This window comes from Mesorhizobium sp. M2E.F.Ca.ET.209.01.1.1 (assembly GCF_004010375.2).
Taxonomy (GTDB): Bacteria; Pseudomonadota; Alphaproteobacteria; order Rhizobiales; family Rhizobiaceae; genus Mesorhizobium.
In genome coordinates, this window is the sequence record NZ_SADP02000769.1 from 1 (window position 1) to 323 (window position 323).

Annotated in this window: 1 protein-coding gene; it reads left to right on the plus strand. The window is 59.8% G+C overall.

Features of this window, described 5'->3' with window-relative positions; translation table 11 throughout:
• Window positions 1-50 precede the first annotated feature (50 nt).
• The coding region (locus EN852_RS37830; protein WP_281407854.1) for an SGNH hydrolase domain-containing protein at window positions 51-323 on the plus strand (273 nt) is incomplete at its 3' end.

Genomic DNA, 323 nt, shown 5'->3' on the forward strand with positions numbered 1-323 from the left:
TCATCGCCGACGTCCAGAAGATCGCTTTCTTTGCAAAACACGAGGGCGCCGTGAACACATCCTGGCCGATGGCCATGGATCCCGACATCAACAAGCAGGTGCAGCCCTTCGCCAAAGGCGCGACCTTCATCGATCCGCTTACCTATCTGTGCGACGCCACCGGCTGTTCCTATGCGGATGCCACCAGCAAGCAGTTTCTCTATTTCGACTATGGCCATTTCTCTTCCGCCGGCGCGACGCTGGCTATCTCGAAATACTGGCCGAGCTTCGCCGCCGGCGGCGAAGTCGCAAAGGTCAGGGAGCAGGCGCCAACCGTCACCAGG